Below are 13,650 nucleotides of genomic sequence, written 5' to 3' on the forward strand. Positions count from 1 at the left end.
ACAGTGGATTCAACGAAGCTCCGAAATTCAAAGAAGTCGCGTAAATTCAGCCTCACAGGCGACAACTAGCTTGACATTCACCGCCCCCCGCCACCGAACCAATGCAGAACCCAATGAGTTGCCACGGAGCAGCCCAGACATGAAAAAAGCACCTAACCCAAAGGGCTAAGTGCTTGATTCGTTTCTTGTTCTTGGCTCCTCGACCTGGGCTCGAACCAGGGACCTACGGATTAACAGTCTTCAGATCGAGGCGTATGCCGAATTCTATCCGATTCTCGAAACGTCCTAAGTTGCTGATTTTCCTACGGTTTTTCGATTTGGGTGATTTTGGACATTCCATGCGGTTCCCGCGTTTTGTGTAATTTTCTCTGCCTGATTACACAGGAATTACACCGAGATTTGGCTTGCTTGCTGGGCGATATAGGTGTGAAGCGGCGGACAGGACGCGAGACTACTCTCCATTTTTGACGGCGTGGACTATCCATCTGCTATTTAATTAATAGCTGCTTACGCACGTTCTACGAGGGCTAGCGGCCTATTTGGCATATAAAAAGTGCTGCGCAAGGGTTTGATCAGCTACCGCGACGGCGGCAGACAGTGACGACCCTTCGGCGCTCGATATGTGTCTGTGACCTCCACCAGCGCGGTCATGCCGGGCGCGCTGCCTGCTGAATGGCGCTTTGCGCTGGTGGCAGCGCACCCAACATCACCGCTTTTGTATCGCGTGAGTCTGTAGCTTTGGTCAGTGGCCAATGCGGAGTACCGCAATGGCCAGGCACCACGAAGCTGTCGCGTGGCGTTGGCGAGCAGCGCGGCCATGCTGGGCGGCCTGTTTTTTGATTGAACTGCGCTGCGCGCTGTGGGCCAGTCCACCCAGCATCACCGCTTTCGTTTTGCCAGCGCTGTTGTGTCAGTCAGTGCGCGCGGCGCTGGTGCGCCCCGCACAGGTGCTGGGGAGGTACATCGCCAGTGCTTCGCAAGTGTTGGTCAGTGCGCTGTAGCGCAGATATGGCCTCGGCTCGCTGGCGCATCGTGCTGGATCAGCCGTCGCCTGCGGCTCGGCCTTGCCGCCGTGTTCGTGGCAGTTGTGGCACACGCCCGCTACGGCCACCCGCTTCGCTTTTACATAACGCCGCATTGCCCTCAGTGCCCGCCAGTCGCTACGCTAAAGCTCCGCTTGGTGCCGGTCACCGCTTCGCGCCCTTTCGGGTGAAGGCAACAGGCGTTATGCAAAGTGGCCTTCGCTGGAGTCGGTCGCACAGCCGTCGGCGCTTCCCGGTCGTTGGCACGCCCTACGCGCCGCCGTCTGCGCGCCCTTGTGGTTGTCGTGGCACCGTGGCATTGGTCAGGCGCTGCGCGCTGTGTTGCTGGTCAGTGGCCTGCGGCCAGTCATTGAGTGTGTGCCCCCGCCCACCCTTGTGCTTCGCCGCTGCGCGGCATCCGCCCTGCGCGCTGGTCTGCCCGTCCGCCCGTGGGGGCTCCCTCAGCCCGCGTGCCTTGGTTGTTGGGTTTTGCTACAAGTTTGGTAGCTGGTCATGCACGGAATACGGGGGCTACAGGCCTAACGGCCTGTAAGCCAGCGTGACCGCTGGCTTACTTTTCAGGTGTGAACGTGGCTGCATCAGCTATCTATTTAATAGCTTCTACCGCACGTTCTACGCGGACTAGCGGATGAAATCATCCAAATAATTAAGCAGTTTGCCTGCCCTGCGCCAACGTCAAGAATCCTTCTACATCCATAAGCCAGGTGCGCTGACCCGTGGTGTACGTCTCATGCAATGCAGCCGGGATTACCAGTTGCACCCGCTCGGATTGCATTTCATTGGTCTGGTTCAAGCTGATGCTGGGCTCCAGCGTAATCAGGTGTTTGAGCGGAATGCGAACGGCCTCATTGAGAATTTGCCGCCACCGATCTTTGCTGGTGGTTTTGGATGCCAGCATTGTCAATCGCGCGTCCGGGAAAGTTGCGTCGCGGTAGTGTTCGATGCTTGGGAATATGAAGTCCGGCTTCAGTTTTCTCTCGGTGACCGCCGTCCGTGAGTAGGTCACGCCATGTGCCGTGAAGACTTGTTCAAGGTGGTTTTCCAAAGCGTTACCGGCGCGAGATTTACGCCGCTGGAATGCACTCATGGCGATTTGCATTACTGGGTCGGGATCAATTGTTCCCTCGTGAAATAGCGACTGCAATTTCTCGGAAAGGAGGTGTTTTTCCAGTGTGCGGAAAAGAATTTCTTCGCGATCCATCCATGCCAGTAACGCCGCGTCGGGGGCATCAAGGGCCAATACGTCTGGCACGGTTGAACGTGCGTAGGCGGAAAAATCGTTTGTTTTCGGGAAGCCGCCGCCAAATTTCTCCAGCATCTGGTCGAGGTAGTTTGGCGCTTCTTCGTCAGTCTCAATGCCGATCTGTTCAAGAACAACGCGGGCGGCGAAACCAATTCTGTCCTGTTCAGTTTCAAGTTCCGACTTCACTGAGAAGCCGGGATGGTCCGATTCCGACAAACCAAAAAGCCAGCGAATTTGCTTTTCTATCGTGCTGCTTTTTTCGGCCACGATGACCAGCAATCCACCGTCCCTGCGCTTGGCGATGACCAACAGGTCACCCTCGGCGGCATTCAAAGACACATTGGTGGTGGGGAAGTAGAAACGATACTCCGAGCTGCGATGGGACTGACCCTTTCGGCTGTCGTAGAGCGTCAGAAATGCATCTTCAGCAATGGGATCGGGTTCATCATCATTCATATACAGAAAACGGGCATCAAGCCGCGTTGGCTCGCTTGGACGGCCCATGAATTCGAGCATGCTCCGAACGGCGTTGTATTCATGCTGGTTTGATCGTGTCTGATCCGCTTCCACAGCACTGAGCGCTTTGATGGCAACGCCGTCAAAGTATTGCGACAGGTAACCTTTTTTCATGCCCTGATCTCCAATAGAGCGGAACGGCTTGGGAGCCAACGGGCCACCTTGTTCAACGCTGCTTCACAATTTTCCTCACCCGTGCGCAATGCACACTCCCAAACAACACACACACGCCAACCGGCCTCCCGCAAACTGGCCATATTCCGATTGTCATTGGCCTGATTACGTTGAATTTTTGCGCTCCAAAATTCGGTGCGAGTTTTCGGCAACTTGAACCATGCGCATTCATGCCCATGCCAGAAACAGCCGTGCACAAAAATCACGGCTGAATATTTCGGGAGCAGCAAATCAGGGGTGCCAGCCACACGCCGGTCGTGCAATCGAAATCGGAAACCACGCCTGTGCAGACCACTCCGCACCTTGATCTCTGGCTGCGTATTTTTGCTCTTGATGCCGGACATCATCCGGCTTCGCGTCCGGGTGTCTACAACGTCAGCCATTTATGCGACAAGCGCAGTTTGCAAAGTAGCGGCTTTCTCCGCTTCCTTGAGAGCAAGAACATGCGGCCGCATGATCCGGGCAACTTCCTGCATTACCGGCACGATCACCGAATTTCCGAACTGCCGATAGGCTTGTGTGTCGGACACCGGGATTTTGAAGGTGTCAGGGAACCCCATCAGTCGCGCGCATTCGCGCGGTGTCAGTCGACGTGGATTTTTCCCGGTTCCGCGGGACACAAGAATTTCAGAGCCATCCTTGTAGTAGCGGGCAGATAGCGTGCGCGCAACGCTGTCCGGTGTCACCAGCCCGAAACCAAACCCGTTACCGGCGGCGCGGTGCTTTTCTGCATAAGCCTGGAGGTAGGCCCAAAGCCTGTCTGTCAAGACGTACTTCGAGTGGACTTTGGCTTTAGCACCCGTCGTGTAGGGTTCTTCTGCAACTTCGCTGCCGTTCTCCGGGTGGAAGATGGTTTTTAGCTTCGGCGCTGTCGTCGGCAGTTGAATGTTGTCCCATGAAAAATTGGTCTTTTCGCGAAAACCGACGATCAAAATTCGCTCGCGATGCTGAGGAATGAAATGTTGTCCGTCAATGACTTTGTAGTGAACGTCGTAGCCAAGTTCTTGACGTAGTACCTGCAATATGACCCGGAACGTATTGCCCTTGTCGTGGGACAGAAGGTTCTTGACGTTTTCCAGCAAGAACGCTTTGGGCTGCTTTGTTTCGATGATGCGTGCAACGTCAAAAAACAGGGTTCCCTGTGTCGTGCATTCAAACCCGTGCGGACGGCCCAATGCATTTTTTTTGCTGACACCGGCGATGCTGAATGGTTGGCATGGAAATCCGGCCAGTAAAACATCGTGATCAGGAATGTCGCTCGCCTCATAAGGAACGATGTCGCCCACGATGGGGTGGTCATCGCCAAAATTCTCCACGTAGGTCTTTTGCGACCAAGTATTCCACTCGGACGTAAAGATACAGCGTCCACCATTGGCCTGAAAACCGAGTCTCACACCGCCAATTCCGGCGAACAGGTCAATAAAAGTGAAGTCTCCGCCCCCTGGTGCCTTGCGCCCGAAATTCAGCATTTGCTGAAGCGCCGGAACCAGATAGGGTGGTGGTGGTGTTTCGCCTGTGCGCCACCGCGTTATTGTCTTGGGCGCTTTGCCCAGCATCCCGGCAACTTCGCCAATTTTGTAGCGGGCGCAGACTTGCTCCAGATAGTAAACGGCGCTAGAGGTTTCAGTGTTCATAGTGGTCTCGCTGGGTGTTTTTGTGGACATTTTGGGCAATTGTATTCCCTAATTATCCCGATAACTGACATTAAATACAGTACTGGTTGAATAATCAGTAATGGCACATAGAGCGCACATTCCGACATCTTTAATCAGGATCAACTTGCGCATACACGCGCCACAATGCCGCCCCGGCGCCACAGCGCAAACCATACCGGCTGCCACGCCCGGCGGCGATACAGGCGGGGCAGTTGAAGTGGTGCGCCAGATAGGCCGCGTCCAGTGTGTGCCAGTCATCAGGTTTTTCAAATACGGCGGGGGAGGGCACTGCCAAAACTGACGAAAGTCGCTCTGGCAATGCAGAAATGGCCTCGGTAGGTACTGACGAAACTGCCACCAGTCTCGAAACAGCGGTTTCGTCAGTTTTGGCAGTAGCGCTCTGGCCCTTTTGTGAAATTGCAGCTTTTGCACGCTCGGCCCAGGTGATCATTTCGCCACCTTCTTGATTTGCGGGTTGACGTAGTAGCGGACAGTCGGACGGCCCAGGGGGTTGATGCCGTCCTGACTTTGCACATGGCCGTTTTCCTCCAAGATGGCCAAGGCGGTTTCTGCCTGCATAGCAGTGGTGATACCAGACCATTGCTTGCGCACCATGTCGCGCACAGTGAAGCCGTCATCCAACTTGCCCTCAGCCAGTCGGCGGCTGACCGTGCGGGCAGTCGTCACTTTGGCGGCCTCCACCAGGCCATAGACGCGCCGTGCGTGGCCGGTCAGGTACTCGCACCAGGCGGCTGCGCGGAATGCGCTGGTGGCCGTCACCGGGCCGATAGAGCCTTCGGCCAAGTGCAGGATCAGCGCGATGGAACAGAACAGTTTTTCAAACTTGCCGAAATGCTGCTGCATCAGTGGGTTTTGCTCGTTGGCGATATGCACCGTATGCAGCTCGGTGCACCACTCCACAAAGATGTCTTGCGCCGCGTCGTCAAACCAGAAGTGCGGCAGCTTCACAAAATCGTCATGGGGTGCTGCGCCGTCCTGCACCGGGTCGAACACGGCCAGCCGGTCAAACAGATCACGCACGGCCTCGCGTGCGCCCTTGACCGGGTAGCGGTCGTGCCATTCCCATGCGACGGCGTTGGGGTACACCATCACCTGAAACCGCTGAATGCGACCATCGTTATCCAGCGAATTGGCGATACCGGCGAGATAGCGTTCGAGCAATTCCGGCTGAATGCCGCCAAACACCGAGATGCACAGGTTTTTGATGTGCAGGCTGCCACGCCCGATGCGGTCAATGTTGAAGCTGGCGGTGCCGTTCCAGCCCTCCAGATAGAAAGCTTTGTCGCCTTCTTTGCCTTCTTTTTCCCAGGAGGCAAGCAGGCCGATCAACTCATCCCGATAGACCAGCATTCCCTGCGGGTTGTGCACCAGCAAGTCGCCCAGCTTCTCCACGGTGGAGTCGTTCGATTTGAAGCGCCGTTCTTTGGGTTCTTCCGGGGCTTGAAGGTCTTGCAAGTCCGCAATGGCGGCATTCATTTTGAGGTGGTCGCCTTTGCCCTTTGCCGCCGTCTTCATGCTATTTTTGACGGCAGCTTGATGCGCCTCGAAAGCTGCCTTTTCTGCTTCAAATATTTTCTTGGCATCCTCCAGCTTTTCGGCTTCTTTGGCCTCCAGCCGGTCAAGAAAGCGCGTCACCGTGCCCAGGGCGGGCGACTTCTTGGAAGACGGGTCACCCACAATGCCGCCAAACAAATTCGGGGTCACGATCCAGTCATCTTTACGTTTTGGCTTGATGCCGCAGCGCGCACCAATGACCGAGCCCAGGCAGACAACAAGCGCCGCCGCGATGTAGTCCGGCGAACAAGGCATGCGGTCGGCCTCGTCCAGCACAAAGTCGGCCAGCGTTGCGGGCAGTAGAGTCTTCGCGTCGAAGGCTGGAGCAAGGGGAAGATCAGTTTTTATCTCCTTGGGCGCTGGCCATATGCCTAATTGGACTGTAGCCCCCGTGGAATGTGCGTTAGCAGCTACCGAATTAATAGCGGTATCAATGCACTCCTTTACCGCGTCTGGCCCCGCCAATAGGTGTAAATCGTTGAAGTCGGTCATGTTGTTCATGCAGCCGCCTTAAATACGGGGACTGCAAGGGTGGCCCCCGTTGCCTGCACCGCTGCCGTGGCTTTGGTCATGCCAGGGTTGCCGGGGGTCTGGTGGTCGTCATCAGCGGCGATGATGATTTTGAGAGCGGGGTACTTGCTGCGCAGTGCCACGGCGACCGCCTCAAGATTTCCGGCATTGAAGGCGACCGCGACGGCGTGGCCGGTGCATTCGTGGATGCTTGCGCCGGTGGCAATCCCCTCGCACACGATCAGCGCGCCCTTGGGTTTGCCGATACCGAAATAGCAACCTTTGACCCTGCCGCCCGACATAAACATCTTGGTGCCGTCCGGTGCGATGGTCTGCAAGCTGTGCACCGTGCCCGCCGTGTCACGCATCGGGATCAACAGCTTGTCACCCTCGATCTTTGCGCCATGGGGCTGGATGCCCTTGCGGGTCAGATAGTCGTGCTGGGTGCAAAGCGTGGCTGCCGTCCAGCGCTTGAGTGCGTCGGCTGCTGCCAATTGCTGGCGCTGTGCCAGGTCGTCTTCACGCTGGCGCTGCATGGCCTTGACGCGCTCACGGTGGGCAACCCGTTCCGCTTCGGTCATGGACGTGTCGGTCTTGCTGCACCAGTTTTGCGTAAAGCCCTCGCGCCAGTCGCCAAACGCCCCTGCGGCGATGCCGTCGGTGTGCAGCATGTACCAGCCATTTTTGTGGGTGGGTTTGCCGTTGGTGCTGAAACGGTGGATTACGCCGTCGTCAATGATTTCAGTCGGTGGTGTCAGTCCCGCCGCTGCAATGGCCTGCCTGAATTGGTCGATCAGGTCGTTCATGGTGTGCTCCCTTTGGGTCCGCCGGAGCCAGTTAGGACGCTGCGTGTTTGGCTTGGGCGGTGCTGGTCATGCGGCCATTGGCGTTCATCCAGGCATCAACATCGGACTGAAAGTAGAAGACGCGGCCACGTTTGATGAACTTTGGACCATTGCCGTTGCAGCGCATCATGGCCAAAGTCTTGTCAGAAAGGCCGGTGTACCTCGAGGTATTGCACGTATCCATACGGCCATCTGGGTAAGTGACTACTTCGATGGATTTGATTTGAGGTTGCGTCATGATTTGCTGATGTGTAAGTTAAGACACTACGAGAATAATTTATTAAATAGTAGATTGTCAAAGAACTATTGTAGTGATAGACTTTCGCAGAAGGTAATAGAACCTTTGAACCAAAGGACACGACATGGCAACCGAAAAACCGGAAAGCAAACGCAAGGGTGGTGGCGGCAAATTGGCCCGTTCTGTGATCGTCACAGTACGGATGGACGCGCAACTCAATTACCTGGCGGACTTGGCAGCGCGCAAGCAGCGGCGCACGCTTTCAAGCTTCATTGAATGGGCGGTACAGCAGAGCTTCGGTGAACTGACGTTGCGTGAGGGTTCAGGCTACAACGGTGACGACTCAGTCTCGCTAAAGGACATGGAAAAGAACCTGTGGGATGTTGACGAATCAGAGCGGTTTGCCCGTTTGGCGATTCATTTCCCCGAATTGCTAACGCACGAGGAGCAAGAGCGTTGGAAGTTGCTTACCGATAGCCAGCTTCTGTCCCCAGCCATGCAGCGCAATAACGGCAATCGCACTTGGGATTGGGCGAAGCTAGAAGACGTTGTATTTCCGGTGTTGCGCCGGGCTTGGGCTTCACTGTTGGTTGCCCATGAAGGTGGCCCTGAGGCGGGGCGTAAATGGGTCAGCGCCACGCAAGCAAACATCAGCACGATTTACAAAGGTGGTGCGCCCAGCTTGCCTACTGCCCAGCCAGCCCCAGCACGACCCGCTCCTGTATCTGCGCCAACCAGACCGCCACCAGTAGCTGCGCCAGCAAAGCCCAAACCTACGCCCAGCTTTGACGACATGGACGATGACATTCCGTTCTAAGCCAGGGAAAAAATCATGTCTAAAACTTTCACAAAACTCACCCGCCCAGCCATGCGCAAGCTTGCTGCTGGCGACAAGCTCAACGAGCACGGCATTACCTTTGAGCGCCAGGCCAACAGCGACGGCGTGTTCAGTGTCAACGTCATGGTTGATGGTCAGCGTATTCACCGCGTCATTGGGCGCGAATCGGACGGCACCACGCGCACACAGGCAGAGGAATTTATCGACAAGGCGCGCCAGGATGCGAAGGCTGGTCGCCTGAACCTGCCCAAGGGCCGCAAGCTGGCGCTGACGTTCAGCGAGGCAGCAAGCCAATACCTTGCCAAACTGGTACAGGAAGACGGCAAAGACCTGCCCATGAAGGGCTACCGCCTGAACGTGCACCTGACACCGTTTTTCGGTGACACGCAGCTTGCCAAGATCACCACGTTTGACGTGGAGCGGTACAAGAAACAGCGCGGCAGCGAATTGGTTGTGCGCCCCAATGGGCCAGGCGGTAAACCATCCGTCGGCGGCGAAACCAAACCCGCCACGATCAACCGCGAACTGGCGGCGCTGTCGCACCTGTTCAGCAAGGCTGTGGAGTGGGGATGGGTTGATCACAGGCCCGCCACCATCAAACGCCTAAAAGAGCACTCGGGGCGCATCACCTATTTGACGGTGGAGCAAATCGAGCGGCTGCTGAAAATGGCCGAAGGTGATCAGAACCGCCAGATTCATCCCTTCATCAAGATCGGGCTCGATACCTCGATGCGCAAAACGGAAATCCTGAGCATTCAGCGCAAAGACATCAATCTGCAACAGCTTGTCATCTACATCCCCAAGGCCAAGGCCGGGGCGCGTGAGCAACCCATTACCGCCGACCTTGGTGAATACCTTGCTGCCTACGTCGCCACCTTGCGACCCGGCGAACAATGGCTATTTCCATCACCGGCAGCCAAGGACGGGCGCACGGTCAATCTGGACAAACCATTTCGCCGTTGCGTGCTGGCGGCGGGGCTGGATGTCAAACAGGTGGTGCGCCACACGCTGCGCCATACCGCGATCACGCACCTGGTGCAGGCCGGTGTGGACCTGCCCACAGTGAAGCGGATCAGCGGCCACAAGAACCTGAGCATGGTCGAACGCTACAGCCACCAGAATGGCGCGCACATTCAAGCGGCGATGGATAAGCTGTCGGAGCGGTACAGGGTGAAAACGTCTTTTTGAGCACGCCGTTTGAATGCCGATCCAATGAAGTTAGACCTCCTCTTTTACCTAGCAGAATCGATAAACTAGAATGAACACCGGCCCCCAGATAGATTTTTGCCGCTGTTTCGGCGGCATGGCCGAAACGGGTAGAGCCATTGCGCTCTATCTGCCTTGCGCTGTACCCTCAGTGCTTCCTCTTGCTTTGCATAAGAGTTTCTGGGGGCCACTTTCACTTGTGACTGAATCTGACAATGTCGCAGCTTGACCGCCTTCGTAAAGCGACCTGCCTTGATGACCTCGCGCAACTAGTCAATTTCAAGCCGCAAGCCATTACCTACATTCTTTTCAAACTCACCGACGCGCAAAAATTCACTGAGTTTGAAATTTCTAAGCAATCCGGTGGAAAACGAACGATTTCGGCACCAACGGAAAGACTAAAAAGACTGCAAAAAAATTTAGCAGATTTGCTGGCAAATTGCCTTTTAGAAGTGGAGGCCACCGGAGAGCGAAAAACTCCGTTCGTGCATGGCTTCGTTAAAGGAAGATCAATCGCCACAAATGCCAAGAACCATCGAAACAAGCGATGGGTTTTGAATCTTGATCTTCACGATTTCTTCGGCACCATTAATTTTGGACGTGTTCGCGGTATTCTGATAAAGGATCGAAATTTTTTATTGCATCCAACAGTAGCAACACTGATTGCGCAAATTTCTTGCTACAAGAATGCACTGCCACAAGGCGCACCTACATCACCGATCATTTCAAACATAGTTGGTCGACCACTTGACTTGAAGCTTGTGGACTTGGCCAAGAGGTATGGCTGCAATTACACGCGCTTTGCCGACGACATTACGTTTTCAACCAACAAAGCTGATTTTCCTGAACAGCTTGCAAAACTTGCAACCAATACGACGCACGATTGGGTCTTGGGCGACAAAATTCGCGAAGCCGTAGCGAAAGCTGGGTTTGTCGAAAACCCCAAAAAAACTCGGCTTCAATACTTCAAAAATCGCCAAGAAGTCACGGGACTCGTGGTCAACAAACGAGTCAATGTCACACGGGAATATCGCAAAACAGTTCGCGCGATGCTTGACAGACTCGTGACTACTGGTAAGTTTGAAATGCAACCTGCCCGTGTACACCGCATTGCTAACAAACGCACAAAGCAAGTTGACCCTTTACGTCAACTGCAGGGCATGCTTGGCTTTATTGATTGGATTGACTTGCGATCCACCGCCAATGCGCGACACCTATCTCCAGAAGCACAGGCGCACACAAAGACAAAATCTCACCGCCTGGAAGGCTTAACTTCACAGGAAAAACAGTACCGAAAGTTTTTGCTTTACCGCAATTTCTTTTCCGCCAGTCAGCCGTTGATCCTGACAGAGGGAAAAACGGACAAGACTCACCTTCGAGTTGCCGCCATACAACTTGGGAATGGATATCCCGATTTGGTGGATGTGACTGGCTCGCACCCGACCCTTTTGTTTCGCATTTTCCCCAGTCTGGCGCGCAGGACAAACGCATTGCTGGGACTGTGTGGTGGCACCTCTGATTTGGCGGCATTTCTGCACGCATACAAAGCTGAAACCAAGAAATTCGACGTGCTTCAGATGGGCCAACCACTCATCGTGGTGGTGGACAAGGACAACGGCTGGAAAACGATAGGTGGCGCGATTGGAGGCGGTGCCAATGGCAGCCAGCCCTTTTATCACGTATGCACAAACCTGTATGTGGTTTGCATACCGCCGCCACCTGGAAAGCCAGAGGGTTGCATTGAAGACTTGTACAAGCCAGAGACACTGGGTATCGAGCTTGATGGCAAATTGTTCGACAAATCAAACAACACAAAGGACAAAGGCAAGCACTATGGAAAAACAGTTTTTGTAGAAAAGATTGTTCTCCCGAATGCAGCGAAAATTGACTTCAGTGGATTCAAGCCTTTGTTGGACAGGTTGGCCGCCGTCGTGCAGGACCATAAGAAAAAGCATTCCAGTCCGAAGATGGCTCTATGAGTAAATGCAAGTTCGCCAAACACTGGCCCAGGCTCCAAAATTGTGCTGATTCACCGTCGCATCACCCATCGGCTCACTCCCTGATCATTTTGGTAGCCCTTGACGGTTTGAACTGATATGGGTTTCCTGACGCAATTACACAGGAATTACACTTTCGCGCCACAAAAAGAAAAGCCTGCTAGCAATTAAGTAGCAGGCTCTCTAGTGCCCATAAGGCTTGTAGTGGCTCCTCGACCTGGGCTCGAACCAGGGACCTACGGATTAACAGTCCGGCGCTCTACCAACTGAGCTATCGAGGAACAAGCCTCAAATTATAGCGTTATTTTTCAACCGTCTTTGCCGGTGATGCAGGATCGACGCAAAAATCCTGTTCAGAATTTCATCCGTGGCGGTGAATACGAATTCCAGGATAATCCAGCACCGCTAGAGGTGTCGCCTGTAGGTGACTGAGACATACTCTTTGAACCTGATCTGGGTCGTGCCAGCGTAGGGAAGCTTCTTCCCCTTGCGCCCGTCTGGCCCATGTCTTACCTATTTGGGAATTGCATGGCATCGATCCTCACTTCTTCTGATCTTTGGGCGGACGTGGTCGCCGTGCGCGAACGTTCACCGCTGGTGCACAGCATCACGAATCTGGTGGTCATCAATTTCAACGCGAACACACTGCTGGCGGCCGGTGCCTCGCCGGTGATGGCGCATGCCCATGAGGAAGTGGCTGACATGGTGGGCATTGCGCAGGCGCTGGTGCTCAATATTGGCACGCTGGATCCTTACTGGCTTGAGAGCATGCGTCTGGCCCTGGTCGCGGCATCCGGGCGCCGCATTCCGGTGGTGCTGGACCCGGTGGGCGCGGGTGCCACGCGCTACCGAAATGAGAGCGTCGAGCTGCTCATCCATACGGCTTTGCCGACGGTGGTGCGGGGCAATGCCTCAGAAATCATGAGTGTGGCGGGTGCCGCGGTGCAAACACGCGGGGTCGATAGCGGTGCGGCGGCCAACGATGCGCTGGGCGCGGCCCAGGCGCTGGTTCAGCGAACGCACGGCGTCGTCTGCGTCAGCGGACCAACCGATCATGTTCTTGATGCGAGACGGCGCTGGGCACGCCTGTCCAATGGGCATGAGTGGATGACCAGAATCACCGGCGTGGGTTGCTCCGCTACGGCGCTCATTGGCGCATTTTGTGCCGTTCAGCCCGATGCCTGGCGGGCAACGGTGGCTGCCATGGCCTTGCTGGGCGTGGTCGGCGAAGTGGCTGCCGAAAAGGTGATGACGCGTGCTTGTGGCGTGGGCAGCATGCAGGTCGCTTTGCTCGATGAGTTGCAACTGCTCGACCAGAGCACATTCGAGCAGCGCCTGAAGCTGGAAGTCGCCGCGTGGTAAATCCTGCGGTTTGGGCAAGGGGCGCGCCCCTGCAGGCACTGCGCCTGTACCTGGTCACCGACCCGTCCGCCGCCGTCGGGGGCCGAACGTTGACCGATGTGGTGGCGGCTGCGGTGCAAGGTGGCGTGAGCTGTGTTCAGTTGCGTGAGAAGCAGCTCAACACGCGCGATTTTTTCGCCCAGGCAATTGCGTTGAAAGAGTTACTGGCCCCCCACAATATTCCGCTGGTGATCAATGACCGGATTGACGTGGCGCTGGCTTGCGGCGCACACGGTGTGCATCTGGGGCAGAGCGATATGCCGGTGGCCCAGGCGCGCCGCCTGTTGCCCCCTGAGGTGTTCATAGGCTGGTCGGTGGAGACGATGGAAGACGTTGCCCGCAGTGCTTCGCTCCCGGTGGACTATCTTGGGGTCAGTCCGATTCATGCCACGCCGACCAAAACCGACAC

12 protein-coding genes, 1 tRNA gene and 1 riboswitch are annotated in these 13,650 nt (G+C 55.6%); of the genes, 5 read left to right on the forward strand and 8 right to left on the reverse strand.

Going from position 1 to position 13,650, the window contains the following annotated elements:
* Window positions 1-1,689: 1,689 nt before the first annotated feature.
* From B3V69_RS17485 to B3V69_RS17515, 7 genes are all read right to left on the reverse strand, one after another.
* Window positions 1,690-2,916 (reverse strand): type II restriction endonuclease, encoded by a 1,227-nt coding sequence (locus B3V69_RS17485; RefSeq protein WP_296448278.1) that lies wholly within the window; start codon window positions 2,914-2,916, stop codon window positions 1,690-1,692.
* Complete coding sequence (locus B3V69_RS17490; RefSeq protein ID WP_296448279.1) at window positions 2,913-3,359, reverse strand: very short patch repair endonuclease; 447 nt, start codon at window positions 3,357-3,359, stop codon at window positions 2,913-2,915. Before B3V69_RS17490 ends, B3V69_RS17485 begins: the two co-directional genes overlap by 4 nt.
* Window positions 3,360-4,610 (reverse strand): DNA (cytosine-5-)-methyltransferase, encoded by a 1,251-nt coding sequence (gene dcm / locus B3V69_RS17495; RefSeq protein WP_296448280.1) that lies wholly within the window; start codon window positions 4,608-4,610, stop codon window positions 3,360-3,362. It abuts the gene before it with no gap.
* Between the two features lie 130 nt (window positions 4,611-4,740).
* Window positions 4,741-5,082: a hypothetical protein gene (locus B3V69_RS17500; protein WP_296448281.1), complete on the reverse strand. Its 342-nt coding sequence runs from the start codon at window positions 5,080-5,082 to the stop codon at window positions 4,741-4,743.
* A complete protein-coding gene (locus B3V69_RS17505; RefSeq protein WP_296448282.1) occupies window positions 5,079-6,707 on the reverse strand; it encodes a YfjI family protein in 1,629 nt (542 codons plus the stop codon). Before B3V69_RS17505 ends, B3V69_RS17500 begins: the two co-directional genes overlap by 4 nt.
* Window positions 6,704-7,522 (reverse strand): toprim domain-containing protein, encoded by an 819-nt coding sequence (locus tag B3V69_RS17510; RefSeq protein WP_296448283.1) that lies wholly within the window; start codon window positions 7,520-7,522, stop codon window positions 6,704-6,706. The genes B3V69_RS17505 and B3V69_RS17510 overlap by 4 nt, the downstream gene beginning before the upstream one ends.
* A 31-nt stretch (window positions 7,523-7,553) precedes the next feature.
* Window positions 7,554-7,799 carry a helix-turn-helix transcriptional regulator gene (locus B3V69_RS17515; protein WP_296448284.1) on the reverse strand — a complete coding sequence of 82 codons (246 nt, stop codon included), beginning with the start codon at window positions 7,797-7,799 and terminating at the stop codon, window positions 7,554-7,556.
* Window positions 7,800-7,923: 124 nt separating this feature from the next.
* On the opposite strand from B3V69_RS17515, the gene B3V69_RS17520 reads away from it, so the two are divergent.
* The 3 genes from B3V69_RS17520 (at window position 7,924) to B3V69_RS17530 (ending at window position 11,822) form a co-directional block, all read left to right on the forward strand.
* Complete coding sequence (locus B3V69_RS17520; protein ID WP_296448285.1) at window positions 7,924-8,616, forward strand: hypothetical protein; 693 nt, start codon at window positions 7,924-7,926, stop codon at window positions 8,614-8,616.
* Between the two features lie 15 nt (window positions 8,617-8,631).
* On the forward strand, window positions 8,632-9,825 hold the full coding sequence (locus tag B3V69_RS17525) for a tyrosine-type recombinase/integrase (protein ID WP_296448286.1): 1,194 nt from the start codon (window positions 8,632-8,634) through the stop codon (window positions 9,823-9,825).
* A gap of 233 nt (window positions 9,826-10,058) precedes the next feature.
* Window positions 10,059-11,822, forward strand: coding sequence for a retron Ec67 family RNA-directed DNA polymerase/endonuclease (locus B3V69_RS17530; protein ID WP_296448287.1), 1,764 nt, complete (start codon window positions 10,059-10,061; stop codon window positions 11,820-11,822).
* Window positions 11,823-12,045: 223 nt separating this feature from the next.
* Here B3V69_RS17530 and B3V69_RS17535 read toward each other — a convergent pair.
* Window positions 12,046-12,121: transfer RNA gene (locus B3V69_RS17535), tRNA-Asn, on the reverse strand.
* Between the two features lie 116 nt (window positions 12,122-12,237).
* Window positions 12,238-12,332, forward strand: a riboswitch (TPP riboswitch).
* Between the two features lie 36 nt (window positions 12,333-12,368).
* Between B3V69_RS17535 and thiM the strand changes: the two genes are divergently transcribed.
* The gene (gene thiM / locus B3V69_RS17540) at window positions 12,369-13,202 is read left to right on the forward strand and encodes a hydroxyethylthiazole kinase (RefSeq protein ID WP_296448288.1); all 834 of its coding nucleotides are present in this window, start codon (window positions 12,369-12,371) and stop codon (window positions 13,200-13,202) included.
* Window positions 13,196-13,650 (forward strand): thiamine phosphate synthase (gene thiE, locus B3V69_RS17545; RefSeq protein WP_296448289.1); only part of this gene is annotated, 455 nt, incomplete at its 3' end. The genes thiM and thiE, both read left to right, overlap by 7 nt.

The organism is Rhodoferax sp. UBA5149 (assembly GCF_002413825.1).
Lineage (GTDB): Bacteria > Pseudomonadota > Gammaproteobacteria > Burkholderiales > Burkholderiaceae_C > Rhodoferax.

Excerpts from the sequence above, each read along its gene's own strand:
- thiM (WP_296448288.1), top strand. The coding sequence starts at position 12,369 with ATGGCATCGATCCTCACTTCTTCTGATCTTTGGGCGGACGTGGTCGCC.
- B3V69_RS17505 (WP_296448282.1), bottom strand. The coding sequence starts at position 6,707 with ATGAACAACATGACCGACTTCAACGATTTACACCTATTGGCGGGGCCA.
- B3V69_RS17520 (WP_296448285.1), top strand. The coding sequence starts at position 7,924 with ATGGCAACCGAAAAACCGGAAAGCAAACGCAAGGGTGGTGGCGGCAAA.
- B3V69_RS17490 (WP_296448279.1), bottom strand. The coding sequence starts at position 3,359 with ATGGCTGACGTTGTAGACACCCGGACGCGAAGCCGGATGATGTCCGGC.
- dcm (WP_296448280.1), bottom strand. The coding sequence starts at position 4,610 with ATGAACACTGAAACCTCTAGCGCCGTTTACTATCTGGAGCAAGTCTGC.
- B3V69_RS17515 (WP_296448284.1), bottom strand. The coding sequence starts at position 7,799 with ATGACGCAACCTCAAATCAAATCCATCGAAGTAGTCACTTACCCAGAT.
- B3V69_RS17485 (WP_296448278.1), bottom strand. The coding sequence starts at position 2,916 with ATGAAAAAAGGTTACCTGTCGCAATACTTTGACGGCGTTGCCATCAAA.
- B3V69_RS17530 (WP_296448287.1), top strand. The coding sequence starts at position 10,059 with ATGTCGCAGCTTGACCGCCTTCGTAAAGCGACCTGCCTTGATGACCTC.
- B3V69_RS17510 (WP_296448283.1), bottom strand. The coding sequence starts at position 7,522 with ATGAACGACCTGATCGACCAATTCAGGCAGGCCATTGCAGCGGCGGGA.
- B3V69_RS17525 (WP_296448286.1), top strand. The coding sequence starts at position 8,632 with ATGTCTAAAACTTTCACAAAACTCACCCGCCCAGCCATGCGCAAGCTT.
- B3V69_RS17500 (WP_296448281.1), bottom strand. The coding sequence starts at position 5,082 with ATGATCACCTGGGCCGAGCGTGCAAAAGCTGCAATTTCACAAAAGGGC.